Origin of the sequence: Nocardioides daedukensis (genome assembly GCF_013408415.1) — a bacterium.
Lineage (GTDB): Bacteria > Actinomycetota > Actinomycetes > Propionibacteriales > Nocardioidaceae > Nocardioides > Nocardioides daedukensis.
Map to the genome: position 1 here is coordinate 315332 of NZ_JACCAA010000001.1, position 13415 is coordinate 328746.

The 13415-nt window shown below is 66.8% G+C and carries 10 protein-coding genes; 9 read left to right on the plus strand and 1 reads right to left on the minus strand.

The genetic code is table 11. The features are described 5' to 3' along the window. Window positions 1–4: 4 nt before the first annotated feature. Window positions 5–1243 (minus strand): DUF349 domain-containing protein, encoded by a 1239-nt coding sequence (locus BJ980_RS01580; protein WP_179500677.1) that lies wholly within the window; start codon window positions 1241–1243, stop codon window positions 5–7. 125 nt (window positions 1244–1368) lie between these two features. Between BJ980_RS01580 and BJ980_RS01585 the strand changes: the two genes are divergently transcribed. The 9 genes from BJ980_RS01585 to BJ980_RS01625 all read left to right on the plus strand — a co-directional run bounded on the left by BJ980_RS01585 (window position 1369) and on the right by BJ980_RS01625 (window position 13410). After that, window positions 1369–2085 carry an MBL fold metallo-hydrolase gene (locus tag BJ980_RS01585; RefSeq protein WP_179500678.1) on the plus strand — a complete coding sequence of 239 codons (717 nt, stop codon included), beginning with the start codon at window positions 1369–1371 and terminating at the stop codon, window positions 2083–2085. After that, complete coding sequence (gene hisS, locus BJ980_RS01590; RefSeq protein WP_179500679.1) at window positions 2082–3458, plus strand: histidine--tRNA ligase; 1377 nt, start codon at window positions 2082–2084, stop codon at window positions 3456–3458. The genes BJ980_RS01585 and hisS overlap by 4 nt, the downstream gene beginning before the upstream one ends. 40 nt (window positions 3459–3498) lie before the next feature. Continuing rightward, window positions 3499–5298 (plus strand): aspartate--tRNA ligase, encoded by a 1800-nt coding sequence (gene aspS / locus BJ980_RS01595; protein ID WP_179500680.1) that lies wholly within the window; start codon window positions 3499–3501, stop codon window positions 5296–5298. 253 nt (window positions 5299–5551) lie between these two features. Continuing rightward, window positions 5552–6565, plus strand: a complete 1014-nt coding sequence (locus BJ980_RS01600) for an ABC transporter permease (RefSeq protein WP_246279906.1) — start codon at window positions 5552–5554, stop codon at window positions 6563–6565. 65 nt (window positions 6566–6630) lie between these two features. Next, window positions 6631–8394 (plus strand): ABC transporter substrate-binding protein, encoded by a 1764-nt coding sequence (locus BJ980_RS01605; protein ID WP_179500682.1) that lies wholly within the window; start codon window positions 6631–6633, stop codon window positions 8392–8394. Window positions 8395–8538: 144 nt separating this feature from the next. After that, on the plus strand, window positions 8539–9540 hold the full coding sequence (locus BJ980_RS01610) for an ABC transporter permease (protein ID WP_179500683.1): 1002 nt from the start codon (window positions 8539–8541) through the stop codon (window positions 9538–9540). After that, on the plus strand, window positions 9537–10619 hold the full coding sequence (locus BJ980_RS01615) for an oligopeptide/dipeptide ABC transporter ATP-binding protein (RefSeq protein ID WP_179500684.1): 1083 nt from the start codon (window positions 9537–9539) through the stop codon (window positions 10617–10619). Before BJ980_RS01610 ends, BJ980_RS01615 begins: the two co-directional genes overlap by 4 nt. A 128-nt stretch (window positions 10620–10747) precedes the next feature. After that, a complete protein-coding gene (locus tag BJ980_RS01620) occupies window positions 10748–11914 on the plus strand; it encodes an ABC transporter ATP-binding protein (RefSeq protein ID WP_179503695.1) in 1167 nt (388 codons plus the stop codon). A 110-nt stretch (window positions 11915–12024) separates the two neighbouring features. Then, window positions 12025–13410 carry an AAA family ATPase gene (locus BJ980_RS01625; RefSeq protein WP_179500685.1) on the plus strand — a complete coding sequence of 462 codons (1386 nt, stop codon included), beginning with the start codon at window positions 12025–12027 and terminating at the stop codon, window positions 13408–13410. Window positions 13411–13415 lie beyond the last annotated feature (5 nt).

The window sequence follows — 13415 nt, forward strand, 5'->3', positions numbered from 1 at the left end:
TGGGTCAGGCGGAGAAGTCCTGGGCCGCCCGGCGGGCCATGTCGAGGAAGGCCTTGCGGGACTCGAGGTTCTCCTCGAGCTCCTTGACCTTCTTCTGGTTGCCGGCCGCGCGCTGCTTGTCCAGGTCGGTCTGGATGTCGGCGATGGCCTGCTCGAGCTTGCCGATCATGTCATCGGCGCGCGCCGACTTCTCCGGGTCGGACTTCTTCCACTTCTCGTCCTCGACACCACGGATCGCCTGCTCGACCTTGCGCATCCGGGCCTCGAACGGCTTGATCTTGTCGCGGGGGACCTTGCCGGCCTCGTCCCAGCGGTCGGCGATGTCGCGGAACGCCTTCTTGGCCGCCTCCACGTCGGTGACCGGCAGCAGGGCCTCGGCCTCGACCAGCAGGCCTTCCTTGACGACCGCGTTGGCCTCGAACTCCTTGTCGAGCTCGGCGTTGGCGGCGTCGCGGGCCCCGAAGAACGCGTCCTGGGCACCCCGGAACCGCTTCCACAACGCCTCGTCGACGTCGCGGGGAGCCGGGCCGGCGGCCTTCCAGTCGCGCATCAGGTCGCGGAACCTGCCGGCGGTCGGGCCCCAGTCGGTGGAGGTGGCCAGACCCTCGGCCTCGACGGCGAGCTTCTCCTTGACGACTCGGGCGCCGTCGCGCTTCTCGTGCTGCTCGGCGAAGTGCGCCTTGCGGTGTCGGGTGTAGGTCGTGCGTGCCGACGAGAACCGGCGCCACAGGGTGTCGTCGGCGGACTTGTCGAGACGGGGCAGGCCCTTCCACTCCTCGAGCAGGTCCCGAAGTCGGTTTGCGCCGTTGCGCCAGTCGCTGGACCCGGCCAGCTTCTCGGCCTCGGCGACGATGGCCTCCTTGCGGGTGCGTGACTCGGCGACCTTCGCGGCACGCTCGGCCTTGCGGGCCTCACGCTGGACCGCGATCACCTCGGACGTGGCGTCGAGTCGCGTGAGGAGGGACTCCAGGTCGCCGACCGCGTTGGCGCTGGTGACCTGCTCCCGCACGGTCTTGACCGACTGTGCGGCTTCGTCGGGGGAGAGGGCGCCGCCCTTGATGCGCTGCTCGAGCAGTCCCACCTCGAAGGTCAGCGCGTCGAACCGATCGGTGAAGAACTTGAGCGCCTCCTCTGGGGTGCCCTCGGGGTATTGCCCCACGGACCTCTCGCCCTCGGACGTACGTACGAAAACGGTGCCGTCATCGGCCACCCGGCCCCACGGGGACTCCTGCTGCGCGCTCATGGTTGCCCATCGTAGTCAAACAACTCGCACACCTCGGTAGGCTGACCCTCAGTGTCGGTGTTCACCGGCTGCGAATGCAGCCCACGGGCCGGCACTTCCTGTTCTCAGCAACGAAGGGTTTCCCCGTGTTCATTGCCGGCTTTCCCGCTGGCCAGTTGGCTGCAAACTGCTACTTCGTCGGTGCAGAGGCGGGTGGCGAGTGCGTGATCATCGACCCCGGGCAGGACTCGGCCGAGGGCGTGGACCGACTCGTTGCCGAGCACTCACTGAAGCCGGCGGCGGTCCTGGTCACCCACGGCCACTTCGACCACATGTGGCAGGCGCAGGTCGTTGCCGACAAGTACGACGCCCCGTTGTGGATCGGTGCCGATGACCGGCACCTGCTCAAGGACCCGATGGCGGCGATCTCGAACCAGTCCGCAGCGATGCTTCGCGCGCAGTTCGGGATGGACCAGACCCCTGACTTCCGTGAACCGGGCAAGGTGCACGAGGCGGTCGAGGGCTCGGTCATCGAGATCGAGGGCCTCACCGTCGTCGTCGACCACGCCCCCGGGCACACACCCGGCACCGTGCTCTACCGGATGCAGTACGACGGACCCGAGGACGTCGCACAGGTGATGTTCTCCGGCGACTTCCTGTTCCAGGGATCCATCGGTCGCACCGACCTGGTCGGTGGCGACCACTCCGAGATGCTCGAGAGCCTGCGCAGCAAGGTGCTCCCGTTGGCCGACAACATCGTGGTCTTTCCCGGGCACGGCGAGCAGACCTCGATCGGTCGCGAGCGGGCGACCAACCCGTTCCTGCAGGACCTCGTGGCCACTCCGGCAGACGGTGACGCATGAGCCGGGGCACCCCGAAGCCGCTCAGTGGCTTCCCCGAGTTCCTGCCCGCTCAGCGTGAGGTCGAGCGCCAGGTGATCGAGGCGCTCTCGCGCACCTTCGAGCTGCACGGCTTCGCCAACATCGAGACCCGAGCCGTCGAGCCGTTGGACCAGCTGCTGCGCAAGGGCGAAACCTCCAAGGAGGTCTACCTGCTGCGCCGACTGCACGAGGAGTCCGAAGAGGGCCATGCCGGAATGGGCCTGCACTTCGACCTCACCGTGCCGTTCGCCCGCTATGTGCTGGAGAACGCCGGGAAGCTCGAGTTCCCCTTCCGCCGCTACCAGATCCAGAAGGTGTGGCGCGGCGAACGGCCCCAGGACGGCCGGTTCCGGGAGTTCGTCCAGGCCGACATCGACATCGTCGGACAGGGTGAGCTGCCCTTCCACCACGACGTCGAGGTCACCCGGGTGATGCTCCACGCCCTGGGCACGCTGACCAGCCCGGACTCGATCGGCCTTCCCGGCTTCACGCTCCAGGTCAACAATCGCAAGCTGATCCAGGGGTTCTACCTGGGTCTGGGCATCAGCGAGGACGACGGCGGCGTGGAGAACACCATGCGGGTGATCGACAAGCTGGACAAGATGCCCGAGGCGAAGATCCGCGAGCTGCTGCGCGACGAGGCCGGGCTGAGCGACGAGCAGGTCGACCAGTGCCTTGCCCTGGCCGCGATCAGCGCCGAGGACGACTCCTTCGCAGACCAGGTGCGCGAGCTGGGCGTCACCCACGAGCTGCTCGACGAGGGCCTCGACGAGCTGTCCGCGCTGGTGCGCGCCTGTGCGCCGCTGGGCAACGACCGGGTCCGGATCCGGGCCGAGCTCAAGATCGCGCGTGGGTTGGACTACTACACCGGAACGGTCTTCGAGACCCGCCTGGACGGTCATGACAACCTCGGTTCGATCTGCTCCGGTGGACGCTATGACGCGTTGGCCGACGACGGGCGTACGACGTACCCCGGTGTCGGTATCTCGCTGGGCCTGAGCCGGGTGCTGGTGCCGTTGGTCAACAAGGGCCTCCTGGTCGCCGACCGCACCGTGCCGAGCGTGGTGCTGGTGGCCCTGCCGGACGAGGAGTCGCGCGTCGCCAGTGACGCGATCGCCGATTCTTTGCGGGCCAACGGGGTGCCGTGCGAGGTCGCGGCGAGCGCCCAGAAGTTCGGCAAGCAGATCCGCTACGCCGAGCGGCGGGGGATCCCGTTCGTCTGGTTCACCGACCGTGACGGCAATCACCAGGTCAAGGACATCCGCAGTGGCGAGCAGGTCGACGCCGACCCGCAGGCCTGGCTTCCGCCGACAAACGATTTGAAGCCGACGATCGTGCGCACCGACAATCAATGAGCAACACCCGATCCACACCAACAATCAAGGAGCATCACCCGTGATCCGCACCCATGACGCCGGCGCCCTGCGCGTCGAGCACGTCGGCCAGACCGTCACCCTTGCAGGTTGGGTGGCCCGTCGGCGCGATCACGGTGGGGTCGCCTTCATCGATCTCCGCGAGGCCAGTGGCGTGGTCCAGGTGGTGATCCGCGACGAGGCCGTGGCACACAGCCTGCGCAGCGAGTTCTGCCTGAAGATCACCGGTGAGGTCGTCGTCCGCAAGGAGGGCAACGAGAACCCGAACCTTGCCACCGGTGAGATCGAGGTGATCGCCAGCGACGTCGAGGTGCTCTCTGCATCCGCACCGCTGCCGTTCCCGATCGACGACGCCAGCCAGGGCGGGGGAGAGGTCGGCGAGGAGGCCCGCCTCAAGCACCGCTACCTCGACCTGCGACGCAGCGGTCCGGCAGCCGCGATGCGCCTGCGCAGCAAGGTGAACAAGGCCGCTCGCGACGTGTTGGACAACCACGACTTCGTGGAGATCGAGACTCCCACGCTGACCCGTTCGACGCCGGAGGGCGCTCGTGACTTCCTCGTGCCCGCGCGGCTGCGACCCGGCAGCTGGTATGCCCTCCCGCAGAGCCCGCAGCTGTTCAAGCAGCTGCTCATGGTCGCGGGGATGGAGCGCTACTACCAGATCGCGCGCTGCTATCGCGACGAGGACTTCCGCGCCGACCGCCAGCCGGAGTTCACCCAGCTGGACATCGAGATGAGCTTCGTCGACCAGGATGACGTCATCGCCCTGATGGAGGACATCCTGGCGGGGATGTGGGGCCTGATCGGTGAGGAGATCCCGCGCCCGATCCCGCGGATGACCTATGCCGAGGCGATGTCGAAGTACGGTTCCGACAAGCCCGACCTGCGGATGGGTCTCGAGCTCGTCGAGTGCACGGAGTTCTTCGCCGAAACGCCGTTTCGGGTCTTCCAGGCCGACTACGTGGGTGCCGTCGTGATGCCCGGCGGTGCCAGCCAGCCCCGCAAGCAGCTCGACGCCTGGCAGGAATGGGCCAAGCAGCGCGGTGCCAAGGGCCTGGCCTACCTCCTGCTCAAGGAGAACGAGGACGGCACCACCGAGATCACCGGTCCGGTGGCCAAGAACATCTCCGACGCCGAACGCGAGGGCATCGCCGCACACGTCGGCGCGAAGCCGGGCGACTGTGTCTTCTTCGCTGCCGGCGCAGCCAAGCCCAGTCGTGGGCTGCTGGGTGCCGCTCGGCTCGAGATCGGCCACCGCCAGGGCCTGATCGACGAGGACGCGTTCGCCTTCACCTGGGTGGTCGACGCCCCCTTGTTCGAGCCCAGCTCGGATGCGGTGGCCAGCGGTGACGTCGCCGTGGGTGCCGGGGCATGGACGGCTGTCCACCACGCCTTCACCAGCCCCAAGGAGGAGTTCATGGACTCCTTCGACACCGACCCGGGCCCGGCACTCGCCTACGCCTACGACATCGTCTGCAACGGCAACGAGCTCGGTGGAGGCTCGATCCGGATCCACAACGAGGACGTGCAGAAGCGGGTCTTCAAGGTGATGGGGATCGAGGAGGACGAGGCGAGCGAGAAGTTCGGCTTCCTGCTCGAGGCCTTCAAGTTCGGTGCGCCTCCGCACGGCGGCATCGCCGTGGGCATGGACCGGATCGTCGCGCTGCTGGCGAAGACCGACTCCATCCGCGACGTGATCGCCTTCCCGAAGTCCGGAGGCGGGTTCGACCCGCTGACCGAGGCACCGGCCCCGATCACTGCGCAGCAGCGCAAGGAGGCGGGCGTGGACGCGAAGCCGGCCGACGAGGTCGCCGCCGACTGACCCCCTGACATCGCAATGACGAATCTCCGCCACGGACGCCGATCCGGGGCGGAGATTGGTCATTGAGGGACACATCGCCTGGTTGGCGATCGTCGGTATCAAACCGTTACCTCGGCTTGGCCAAACCGAGTTCACCGGTCGCTTAGAGTCAACTCCGCTCGGGAGTGGGCTGGGTCACGGCTGTGACGAGGCTGCGTGCACATTGCTCTCCGGGTGATTCTGACTAGATCCGGAAAGGTCTTGGATGGCTGGCTTGACGCAGGAACCGTTGCCTTCGGCTTCGGAGACGCCCCCGGAGTCTCCGGCCGCGGGAGAACCAGAGGTTCCCCAGGAGATCGCTGGCAGGTCGCCGCTGCGGATCGCCTTCGATCGACTCCGCAAGGATCCAGTGGCGATCGTCTGCTTCGGCATCGTCGTCCTCTTCGGCCTGATCGCGATCTTCGCCGGCACCCTGTCCGACCTCTTCGGAGTCTCGACCGACACTGTGCGGGCAAGTGATCGCATCGACCTGGCCACAGGCTTCGGGCTCAAGGGTCCGCCGTACCACGGGTTCGATCCTGAGCACCCGTTCGGCGTCGCCCCCGGCTCCGGGGACGACCTGCTCGCCAACTGGCTCTACGGCGCCCGCACCTCGCTGCTGATCGCCACCCTGGCAGTCGTCTTCTCCACGGTCGTGGGTGTCGTCCTCGGCCTGATCGCCGGTTACATGGGCGGAATGGTGGACCGGGTCATCCAGTTCATCACCGACATCTTCCTGACCATCCCGTTCCTCCTGGCTGCGTTGGCCGTCGCGCCGATCCTGGCCGAGCGGTTCGCCGGGAACCCGGCGGTCTTCGAGCAGGTCACCTTCTACTCGGTGATCGGCATCCTGTCGGTCTTCGGTTGGATGCAGATGGCTCGGATCATCCGCGGTGAGGTGCTCTCGCTGCGCGAGCGGGAGTTCGTCCAGGCCGCAAAGGTGATGGGCGTGCCGACCCACCGGATCCTGTTCAAGGAGATCCTCCCCAACCTGGTCGCCCCGATCGTCGTGGCCGTCTCCCTGGGCCTGCCGGCACTGGTGGCCGCCGAGGCGGGCCTGGCCTTCCTCGGCATCGGCGTCTACGGCCGGCCGTCATGGGGCCAGACGATCAACTCGGCAGTCCAATACTTCGACACCTACGCGCTCTACCTCTGGGAGCCCGTGATCGGGATCATGCTCCTGGTCGTCGCCCTCAACCTGCTCGGCGACGCGATCCGCGACGCCCTCGACCCGAAGACCCGGCGCTAGGCGCCACAAGACGTTGGCCCCGGTGCTCCGAGGTCACGACCACACCGAAAGAAAGGCTGGAAAACATGAGGCTCAACAAGCCTTTGGCTCTTGCCGCGAGCGCATCGCTGCTCGTGCTTGCAGCGTGCGGCGGCGGCGGAGGTGACGAGGCCAAGAAGGCAGAAGCCTTCAAGGTCAGTGCCAAGCCCGTCGAGAAGAACGCGGAAGCGCAGGGCCCCGCCCCCGAGATCGAGGGTGCGCAGCAGGGTGGCACGGTCACCTTGATCCACCCCGACCCCGATGACGGCGCGGCCAGCCTGGACCCGACCTCGGGCTGGTCGGTGACCGATAACGGGATCATGCAGGACCTGATCTTCCGTTCGCTGACGACCTACCGTCAGAACCAGGAAACTGGTGCGATGGAGCTGGTCCCGGACCTCGCCACCGACCTCGGCACTCCCAACGCGGACAACACCGAGTGGAAGTTCACGATCAAGGACGGCGTGAAGTGGGAGAACGGCAAGCCCGTCACCGCTGAGGATGTCGCCTTCGGCATCAAGCGCTCGCTCGACACCGAGTCGGTCGAGGGCCCGGGTGCCCAGTACTCCGCCGAGTACTTCCTCGGCGGCGACAAGTACAAGGGTCCGTACGTCGACGGTGAGGACTTCGAGGCCGTCTCGGTCGAGGGCAACACCATCACGATCAAGATGTCCAAGCCGTTCCCGGACATGGACTACTGGGGCGCCTTCGCTGCCATCGGTCCGGTGCCCTCCGGCAAGGCGGGACAGCCCCCGGCCTACGGCCTGAAGCCGCTCTCCACGGGTCCCTACAAGGTCCAGAAGTTCACGCCGAACAAGGAGATCATCCTTGTCCGCAACGAGCAGTGGGACCCCAAGACCGACCCGGCCCGTCACCAGTACGTCGACGGCTGGAACATCAAGTTCGACGAGGACACCAAGGCCTCCGACAAGCTGATGATCAGCAACAACGACGCATCCAAGACCACCATCCTCACCCAGCTCCAGGGCTCGAGCTACACCGAGGCGGTCAAGAAGCTCGGCAAGCGCGTTGTCGTTGCTCCGCAGACCTGCACCAGCTTCCTCTACCCGGACTACAAGAAGATCGACAACGTCGACCTTCGTCGTGCGATCGCCTTCGCCTACGACTACGAGAACGTCTGGTCCGCGGGTGGCGAGATCCCCGGCACGACGCGCGTCATGGGCAACTCCATCCTTCCCCCCGGCATGGCCGGTTATGACAAGGACATGGAGCCGATCCCGGGCGAGAAGGTTGAGTTCAACCCCGAGAAGGCCAAGGAGTACATGAAGAAGGCCGGCGTCGAGGAAGGCACCTTCGAGCTCTCGTGGGCCTACGACGCGTCCTCCCCCGAGGGCAAGGACGCCATGGAGCAGATCAAGCGTGGTTACGAGGAGGCCGGCTTCAAGACCAAGGCCTACCCGTGGACCGACGGCTCGCTCTACGACGTCTGGACCGACCCGAACAACGAGGTCAACAAGAAGATCAACATCAAGGGTGTCGCCTGGTGCCAGGACTGGCCCTCGCCGTTGACCTTCATCCCGGCGCTGTTCCAGACCGGTCAGCTCTACAACACCGGCGGTTTCTCGGAGAAGTCGATCGACGCCGAGATGAAGAAGATCCCGTCGCTGCCGATCGAGGAGCAGGCTGACGCGTGGGGTGCCCTGGACAAGAAGATCAACCAGGAGTTCTACCCGGCCGTCAACATCGGCTACCTCAACAACCTCTTCGTCTACGGAGAGAAGATCGGCAACTTCCAGAACGATGACGCTCAGGGATACCCGAACCTGAAGGACATCTACATCAAGAAGTGATGATGTCCCGGTCCGGGGCCGGGTCAGCCATGGCTGACCCGGCTCGGACCGGGTCTGCACGACAGCGGTCGGGGTGGGCAGGACTACCTGCCTCACCCCGACACCGCCCCTGCTCGACGCTGCACTCCACCAAGAAAGTGCCCGATGCTTGCTTATGTCCTGAAGCGGTTGATCGCCGGCTTCATGGTCGTGGTCATCATCTCGATGATGGTCTACGCCCTGTTCTGGTATGGCCCGAAGAGCCCCGCGAAGCCCCTGTGCGACTCGGAGCGCAGTCGTGGCTGTGACCCGGCGACCATCGAGCGCTATGAAGCAAAGCTCGGGTTCAACAACCCGATCCACGAGGAATACGGCAAGTGGGCCAAGGGCCTCGTGGCGGGTCGCACGATCACCGTGGGCTCCACGGACATCCAGTGCGACGCACCGTGCCTGGGCCTGTCGAACCGGAACCGTCAGCCGGTCTTCGAGCAGCTGATGACGAAGATCCCGGCCACCGTGAGCCTGGCGGTGGGTGCCGCGTTCCTTTATCTGGCAGTCGGCGTCACGGTCGGGGTGATGGCTGCCCGCAGACGGGGCAGCTTCACCGACAAGGCGCTGGTCAGCACGTCGCTGTTCATGACGTCGATCCCCTATTACCTGGTCGCGCTGATCGTCATGCTCTACACGACGCTGACGCTCGACATCGTCGACAAGGGCTATGTGTCGCTCGCCGACGGCGGCATCGGCGGATGGTTCTCGCACCTACTTGTGCCCTGGCTGGTGCTGGGGATCTACGGATCGACGCAATACACCCGATTCTCGCGCGGGGCGATGGTTGAGTCCCTCAGCGAGGACTACATCCGCACCGCCAAGGCAAAGGGCCTCCCGGGCCGCACCGTCGTCTACAAGCACGCGCTGCGCTCGGCCCTCGTGCCCGTCGTGACGATCTTCGGGATCGACTTCGCCTTCCTGCTCGCCGGGACGGTGTTCACCGAGAAGATCTTCGACATCCAGGGCATGGGCCTGTGGGCGCTGGATGCGACGTACATCAAGGACCTGCCAGTGGTCCAGGCCACTGTCCTGGTCGGCGCGGTGATCATCGTGCTGGCCAACATCGTCGTCGACCTGCTCTACAGCGTGCTCGACCCCCGAGTGAGGCTTTCGTGACACATCCGAACAACGACCGACTGACGGACGAGCCGTTCCTCGTCGTCGAGGACCTGACCGTCAAGTTCCCCACCGCGGACGGCCTCGTGAACGCCGTGAGTGGCCTGTCCTACTCCGTCGAGCTCGGCAAGACGCTCGGCATCGTGGGGGAGTCCGGTTCGGGCAAGTCCGTCTCCAGCATGGCGATCCTCGGGCTGCACGACGCCAAGCGTTCGCAGATCACCGGCTCCATCCGCGTCGGCGGCAAGGAGCTGCTCGGGCTGTCCGAGGACAAGATGCGCCCGATCCGCGGCAACCAGGTCGCGATGATCTTCCAGGACGCGCTCGCGGCGCTGCACCCGTTCTTCCGGGTCGGCGCGCAGCTCTCCGAGGCCTACATGGTGCACAACCCCAAGGCCTCCAAGCGGGACGCCCGCAAGGTGGCGATCGAGATGCTCGACCGGGTCGGCATCCCGCAGCCGGACCGTCGCTACAGCGACTTCCCGCACCAGTTCTCCGGTGGGATGCGGCAACGAGCGATGATCGCGATGGGGCTGATCAACAACCCCCAGCTGCTGATCGCCGATGAGCCGACCACCGCACTCGACGTGACCGTGCAGGCGCAGATCCTCGACCTGCTCGGTGACCTGCAGCGCGAGTACAACTCTGCCGTCGTGATCATCACCCACGACCTCGGTGTGATCGCCGAGATGGCCGACGACGTGCTGGTGATGTACGCCGGCCGCGCGGTCGAGTACGGCGCCGCCAAGGAACTGCTGACCCACCCCGAGATGCCCTACACCTGGGGCCTGCTCTCGAGCGTCCCGGACGTCAGCGCGGACACCGACGCCCGCCTGATCCCGATCCCGGGCAACCCGCCCAGCCTGCTCCGCCCGCCGAGCGGCTGCGCCTTCCACCCCAGGTGCGTGCACACCTCCAAGGTGCCCGGTGACCTGTGCTTCACCGAACTGCCGGAGCTCGTGCCGGGACAGCGCGGCGGAATGCACGTCAAGCGCTGCCACCTGGTCAACCCCGATGAGATCTACCGCGCCGAGGTGCTGCCGGAGATCGCCCCCGACCTTGCCGAGGAGAACCAGTGAGCGACAAGGCCACCAGCCAAGGCGCGCCAGAGCCCGTGGACGGCCAGAACCCGACCCGCGGCAACGCCGGGCAGGACGCCGACGCCAAGGAGCTGGGACACCCGGTCTCCTTCGAGTCGAGCGTGGCCATGGGACACACAGCCGCCAGCGTCGACCGGTCCCGCGGCTCGGTGCTGTCGGTGGACAACTTGCGGATGTACTTCCCGGTGAAGTCCTCGGGCCTGCGTCGCACCGTGGGTCACGTGCAGGCAGTCGATGGCGTCTCCTTCGAGGTTCCGCGCGGCAGCTCCCTGGGACTCGTCGGTGAGTCCGGCTGCGGCAAGTCCACCACCGGTCGCCTGATCACCCGGCTCTACGAGCCGACCGGTGGATCGATGATGTTCGAGGGTCACGACCTGGCGAAGATCTCCAATCGCGCGATGAAGCCGTTGCGCAAGGACATCCAGATGATCTTCCAGGACCCCTACACCTCGCTGAACCCCCGGCACACGGTCGGCGCCATCATCGGCACGCCGCTCTCTGTGCACAACGTGGTGCCCAAGAAGAAGATCCTGTCGCGGGTCCAGGAGCTCCTCGAGGTCGTGGGGCTCAACCCCGAGCACTACAACCGCTATCCGAACGAGTTCTCCGGCGGCCAGCGCCAGCGCATCGGCATCGCCCGCGCACTGGCACTGCAGCCGAAGCTGATGGTCGCCGATGAGCCGGTCTCCGCGCTCGACGTCTCGATCCAGGCGCAGGTGATCAACCTGCTGCAGGACCTGCAGAAGGAGTTCGACATCTCCTTCCTGTTCATCGCTCACGACCTGGCCGTGGTCCGGCACTTCTGTCCCGAGGTCGCAGTGATGTACCTCGGCAAGATCGTCGAGATCGCCGACCGGGAGACCCTCTACAAGCGTTCGCACCACCCCTACACCCAGGCACTGCTCTCGGCCGTGCCCGACGTGAAGCAGGCGGCCATCGGCGGCCGTCGCGAGCGGATCATGCTGCAGGGCGACGTGCCCTCGCCGATCAACCCGCCCTCGGGCTGCCGGTTCCGCACCCGCTGTCCCTTGGCGCGCGAGATCTGCGCGAAGGTCGAGCCCCCGATGCTCCAGGTCGGTCCGCGGCACAAGGTTGCCTGTCACTTCGCCGGCGAGCTGGGCCACCACCCGCACGACCCGGTGACCGCGCGCATGCTCGGCGTCGACAACGACGGGAACCCGGACCCGGGGGCCAGCCCGTCGGACATCGGCAACTCGCCGGGCTTCTCCGACGTGTGGTTCGACCTCAAGGAGCGCCGGACGGTCAAGCCCTGAGCCACGTGCCAGGCACGCGTCAGCTCGGGTCAGATGATCACAGAGGCCCGCACGGGCGGGCTTGCCGACCGAGCGGCGGCGCGCTCACGTGCGGCACATAGGGTGGCACGGTGACTGAGGGACTCTTCGAGGTTGACGGCGGCGCGGGCGCGAAACCGCGCAGCGGCAGCGGTTCGCTGGCGGGCAACACGCACTCGTCCGCACCGCTGGCGGTGCGGATGCGTCCCCGCACGCTCGACGAGCTCGTCGGCCAACAACAGCTGCGCGCGACCGGATCGCCGCTGCGCCAGCTGATCGAGGGCGATCAGTCGATGTCCCTGCTGCTGTGGGGCCCGCCGGGGACCGGGAAGACGACGATCGCCTCGATCCTGTCCGGACAGACGAACCGGAAGTTCGTCGAGGTCTCGGCAGTGGCGGCCGGTGTGAAGGAGGTCCGCGCAGCGATAGACGCTGCCCGTGCCAACCTGGTCAACACCGGCAACGAGACGGTCCTGTTCGTCGACGAGGTGCACCGCTTCACCAAGGCGCAGCAGGACGCCCTGCTGCCCGGTGTCGAGAATCGCTGGGTCACCCTGGTTGCGGCGACCACCGAGAACCCGTTCTTCTCCGTCATCTCGCCGTTGCTCTCGCGCTCCCTGCTGCTCCGCCTCGAGTCGCTCACCGACGACGACATCCGCGCGGTGATGCAGCAGGCGTTGACCGATGAGCGCGGCCTCGCCGGGACCTTCACGCTCGACGAGGACGCCCTTGAGCACCTCGTGCGCCTGGCCGGGGGAGACGCCCGCCGGTCGCTGACCTACCTCGAGGCTGCTGCCGGCGCTGCCCAGAGCAGCGGGTCGACGACCATCGACCTGGCCACCGCGGAGACCGCGGTCGACCAGGCTGCCGTGCGCTACGACCGCCAGGGCGACCAGCACTACGACGTGATCTCCGCCTTCATCAAATCGATCCGCGGCTCGGACGTGGACGCTGCCCTGCACTACCTGGCCAGGATGATGGCGGCCGGTGAGGATCCGCGCTTCATCGCCCGTCGGCTGGTGATCTCGGCCAGCGAGGACATCGGCCTGGCCGACCCCACGGCGCTGACCACCGCCGTGGCGGCTGCCCAAGCGGTGCAGCTGATCGGCATGCCCGAGGCCCGCCTCAACCTGGCCCAGGCCACGATCGCCTTGGCCGTCGCGCCCAAGTCCAACGCCGTGATCCGGGCGATCGACGCCGCGAGCAGCGACGTACGCGCCGGAAAGATCGGGCAGGTCCCGCCGCACCTGCGCGACGCGCACTATGCCGGCGCCAAGAAGGTGGGGCACGGACCCGGCGCCGCCAAGCCCTATATCTACTCCCACGACGAGCCCTTCGGCATCGCCGAGCAGCAATATGCCCCCGACGAGATCGGCGACGCCCGCTACTACCAGCCGACGAGCCTCGGCGCCGAGGCCACGATCAAGGATCGTTGGGAACGGGTCCGCCGGATGATCCGCGGCTCGGACCCACGATAGGCTCG

Bases quoted from the DNA above. Each gene is read 5' to 3' on its own strand.
- BJ980_RS01580 (WP_179500677.1), bottom strand. From the start codon at position 1,243: ATGAGCGCGCAGCAGGAGTCCCCGTGGGGCCGGGTGGCCGATGACGGC.
- hisS (WP_179500679.1), top strand. From the start codon at position 2,082: ATGAGCCGGGGCACCCCGAAGCCGCTCAGTGGCTTCCCCGAGTTCCTG.
- BJ980_RS01605 (WP_179500682.1), top strand. From the start codon at position 6,631: ATGAGGCTCAACAAGCCTTTGGCTCTTGCCGCGAGCGCATCGCTGCTC.
- BJ980_RS01610 (WP_179500683.1), top strand. From the start codon at position 8,539: ATGCTTGCTTATGTCCTGAAGCGGTTGATCGCCGGCTTCATGGTCGTG.
- BJ980_RS01620 (WP_179503695.1), top strand. From the start codon at position 10,748: ATGGGACACACAGCCGCCAGCGTCGACCGGTCCCGCGGCTCGGTGCTG.